Origin of the sequence: Rhizobium sophoriradicis, from assembly GCF_003939025.1 — a bacterium.
Lineage (GTDB): Bacteria > Pseudomonadota > Alphaproteobacteria > Rhizobiales > Rhizobiaceae > Rhizobium > Rhizobium sophoriradicis.
Genome location: NZ_RQIH01000048.1, coordinates 1 through 4,011, shown reverse-complemented (window position 1 = coordinate 4,011; position 4,011 = coordinate 1). Strand labels below are relative to the sequence as shown.

The 4,011-nt window shown below is 59.0% G+C and carries 4 protein-coding genes and 2 pseudogenes; 1 reads left to right on the top strand and 5 read right to left on the bottom strand.

The window, feature by feature from the left end; genetic code table 11:
• From EFR00_RS33855 to EFR00_RS32665, 5 genes and pseudogenes are all read right to left on the bottom strand, one after another.
• Positions 1–227 (bottom strand): group II intron maturase-specific domain-containing protein (locus tag EFR00_RS33855; RefSeq protein WP_281040136.1); only part of this gene is annotated, 227 nt, incomplete at its 3' end.
• Positions 228–232: 5 nt separating this feature from the next.
• Positions 233–901 carry a reverse transcriptase domain-containing protein gene (locus tag EFR00_RS33850; RefSeq protein ID WP_245317142.1) on the bottom strand — a complete coding sequence of 223 codons (669 nt, stop codon included), beginning with the start codon at positions 899–901 and terminating at the stop codon, positions 233–235.
• A gap of 44 nt (positions 902–945) precedes the next feature.
• Positions 946–1,151, bottom strand: a pseudogene (locus EFR00_RS32675) (IS630 transposase-related protein); the annotation flags it as partial.
• Positions 1,152–1,560: 409 nt separating this feature from the next.
• Positions 1,561–2,734: pseudogene (locus EFR00_RS32670) on the bottom strand (IS91 family transposase).
• Between the two features lie 12 nt (positions 2,735–2,746).
• Positions 2,747–3,607: a site-specific integrase gene (locus tag EFR00_RS32665; protein WP_077989899.1), complete on the bottom strand. Its 861-nt coding sequence runs from the start codon at positions 3,605–3,607 to the stop codon at positions 2,747–2,749.
• Positions 3,608–3,830: 223 nt separating this feature from the next.
• Here EFR00_RS32665 and EFR00_RS32660 point away from each other — a divergent pair.
• A partial coding sequence (locus tag EFR00_RS32660) for a helix-turn-helix domain-containing protein (protein ID WP_148102833.1) occupies positions 3,831–4,011 on the top strand: 181 nt, incomplete at its 3' end.

The following is a 4,011-nucleotide window of genomic DNA, read 5'->3' as shown; positions in this document are numbered from 1 at the left end:
AACTGCGAAGCCCGAGTTTTGTGGAACCGAAAGCGCTTGTACTTTCGCATGATCCAGGCCTTGAGCTTCCGATTGACATAGTCAGCCAGAGAGAACAGGTCCGAACGACTGAACCGCCCATAGTAGGCAATCCATCCCCGGAGGAGCGGATTGATCTGTTTGGCGATTTCAGCCAGCGTCCCCGGCGTTTGCCGCGGAATGTTCAAGCTCTTGATCGTGGCCCGCATCGATTTTAGCGCCGCCGGACTGGCCGCTGGGGTATAGCCACAGAAGAACTCATTCCGCTGTGAAGTCGCCACCTGTCGCGGCCTGAACTGGTATCCAAGGAAGTCAAATTTGACAGTCGGATACATTTCCCGGCGCCGATTATCTTGTAGACGATATGGGTCTTAGTCGGATGCATCTGAAGTCCGCATTCTGCCAGCCGCGCTTGGAGCTCGACCATGAGGGCCTCTGCTTCCTGCTCGGTCCGGCAGTGCACCAGACCATCGTCTGCATACCGACACCATGGTAGATCCGGATGCGTCCGGGTCATCCAGACGTCAAACGCGTAATGCAGGAAGAGATTCGATAGGATCGGGCTGACCACGCCCCCTTGCGGGGTACCACGCGTCCGCTCAATGACTTCTCCGTTCTTTTCCATAGGCGCGGTCAACCATCTTTCGATGTAGAGCAGAGCCCAGTTGCATTTGACGTCTTTTCTGACCGCCTTCAGCAAGAGATCATGCGGAAGATTGTCGAACAGCCCTTTGATGTCGAATTCCAGAACCCAATCGTATTTCCAGCACCGCTGACGCGTTACCCCAACGGCATCCAAAGCCGACTTCATCGGCCTGTAGCCATAGGAGTCTGGAAAGAAGAGCGGCTCTAAATCCGGCTCAATCATCTGCTTGACCACCATCTGCGCGATCCGATCACTGACCGTCGGCACACCCAAAACCCTTTGAAGGCGCGATGCGGCTCAAGCACCCGTCGACGTCGACCGCCATCTTGCCGGGGGTCACACTGCCGGTTGCCCGATGCCGCTGAGACCACTTCACAACAGACGACACGGCAATGTCGAACCGATCCGCCACAACCCGGCAGCTCTGACCGGCCGCAACTGAAGCCACTACACGTTCACGAAGATCATTCGAATAAGGTCGCGTCATGGAGGCTGGCCTCCTACTCCAGCACCCATCTTGAATCACAATTCTGCTGATTTGAGAATCTGGAGGGTTCTGTGAGGTCCGCGCGCCGTGCGTGCGGCATTCACTGATCGGACCTCATTGAAGCCGGATTGAGCGAAGGCGCGGGTTGTTTGTCGCTATGGGGATTTAGCCGAAGCGGTGGATGGCGTTTTGCAGGTTCGAGCCTTGGCGGAGCACGTTGACAGGTCTGGAAGGAGATACTTGCCGGTATTTGCGGTGTCTTTGACGCCCCTGTCGGCTGGTTTGCATCGACGGAACCCTTGGTGCTGTTGCGCTTTACGTTGCTCAGGCACGATGGGCCAAAGCACTTGCCTCGCGGCTGCTCGGCATGCCGACGCTGATCGTTGGACTGGTGGCACGCGTGGTATGATCATGAACTGTCTTCCCATGCTGGTCGGCAGACCGGCTGGATCGGGGTCCACGCGCCGATTATCGTCATCGTTCCGCCGCAACAGGGGCAGCGGTGCGCCAAAGGTGGTGGCTTTGCGTCCGGTTCTTCGACCGGCTGCTCCGGCGGCGGGACGCCGAGCAGGCTTCGGCACAGGTCCAGCTTCAGTTGCCGATGGACATTGGCAAGCAGGCCGTAATGACGAATGCGGTGAAAGCCGTCCGGAACGGTGTGAAGCAGGAGGCGCGGATGAACTCGTAGGCATCGAGCGTCATCACCTTTTGCCTGCCGCCCGTTCGATAATCCTTCCATCGGAATGTGACGCGATCGCCATCAATGCTGACGAGGCGGGAATTGGAGATGGCAATGCGATGGGTATAGCGGCCGAGATAGGCCAGTACCTGTTCGGGTCCGGCAAATGGCGGCTTTGCATAGACCACCCATTCGATGCGACGTGCTGCTCTAAGGGTTCGATTGAAGGCGACCGGATCGGCCAGAGCGGCGATATCGCCGCAGAATTGAAGTTGACCCAGATCGTAGGCCTGCCTCAGCTGTTCGAGAAACAGCCGCCGGAACAGCCGCGACAGAACCCGCACAGGCAGGAAGAAGGTTGGCCGGAAGGCAATCCAGCGCGACTGGTCGAACGACAATCCGCCGCCCGGCACGATACAATGGATATGTGGGTGGCAGTGGAGGTTCTGGCCCCAGGAGTGCAGCACCGCGATGAAATCGATCTCGGCACCCAGATGCCTGGGATCGGCAGCAAGCTTGCGTAGCGTCTCAGCCACAGCCTTGAACAGGATGTTGTAAACGGCGGTCTTGTTCTGGAAGGCGATTGCGGCGATCTGCTGCGGTAGGGTGAATACCACATGAAAGTAGCCGACCGGCAGAAGGTCGGCCTGCCGTGCGGCAAGCCAGTCACGACTCGCCTGTCCCTGACACTTTGGGTAATGCCGGTTGCGGCAGGAATTATAGCGACGCGGAACGCCGCGCAGTCCTGGCATTGCTGGACATGTCCGCCCAGCCGAGCGGTCCTGCACATCTCGACCGCACTCATGACCCGGCGTTCGACACGCCCGAGATGAGCGTCGTGTGCTTGGCGATATCTTTCCCCGTGGCGGTGAAAAATCTCCGCCACCTCCAGACCCGCCGCCATGGCGGAGCTTACTCAGCTTGGCGGCACCACCTCCAACGTCAGCCGGTCGAGCGGGCTGGTCGTGCTGCGGATCAGGGTGTTGGAAACCTTCGTGTAGCGTGCCGTGGTGGATAGATTGTTGTGGCCGAGCAAAACTTGGATGATGCGGATGTCGGTTCCGCTTTCCAGAAGATGGGTGGCAAAGCTGTGGCGCAGCGTATGCACCGTCACCCTCTTGTGGATCCCAGCCGCGGCGCACGCCGAACGGCAGGCAGAATACAGAACCTGGACGTCGATGGGCTTGGTCTCGTCCCGGCCCGGAAACAGCCAGACCTCGGGTCTCGCCAGCCGCCAATAGACCCGCAGGATCGCGAGCAACTGCGCTGATAGCATGACGTTGCGATCCTTTCCGCCCTTGCCATGCTCGACGCGGATGATGCCGCGTCCGCCTTCAATGTCACGGACCTTGAGATGGACAGCTTCCGAGGCGCGCAGCCCCGCCGCATACGCTGTCGTCAGTGCGGAACGGGTCCTCAGGCTCGGAACCGCTTCCAGAAACCGGACGATCTCGTCGCCGTTGAGGATCGTCGGCAGCTTGGCGGGTGTCCGGGCATAGGCAATGCGCTCCGGTATCTCGCCATGACCAAGCGTGACGCCAAAGAAGAACCGCAGGGCACAAACTGTCTGGTTCAAGGCTGGCCATGATAGGCCCGATGAAACCAGATGCACCTGAAACGCGCGCACGTCTTCCAGTCCAAGACGGTCTGGCGATCGCCCGAAATAGCGCGAGAACTTCGTCACCGCATGTAAATACGATCGTTGCGTTGCTGGCGAAAGGTTGCGGATCGTCATGTCATCGATCATGCGCCGGCGTAGAGGGCTCATCTCCGTCATCGTCATCTCCTGATTGAAGGTTGGGCAAAACAGCCCATTCCTTCAATCAGGAGCGCTTCATGCAATCAGATCCTCCAAATGCCGCGAAAGCGGCTTCGTTCAATCCCTGCCGATTCCGATAAGCGATGAACCGCTCTAGTTGTGAGCTTTCAGGAGGTTGTCCATTCGGCCCTGGTCGAGAAAGCTGAGGTTGTCAAAGCTTCAGTGATTCTCGGAGGACCGAATGAACATTCACAAGAATGCCCGTTTAACACCGCGGCGTCGAGAGGAGATGGCGCGCGCCGTTATTGATGGCGCTTGTTCCAAAGCCGATGCTGCGCGGACATATGGGGTGACGTCGAAGGTGGTCGCTCGTTGGACGGCGCGCTTTCTGGCGGATGGCGCCGCCGGCATGGCGGACCGGT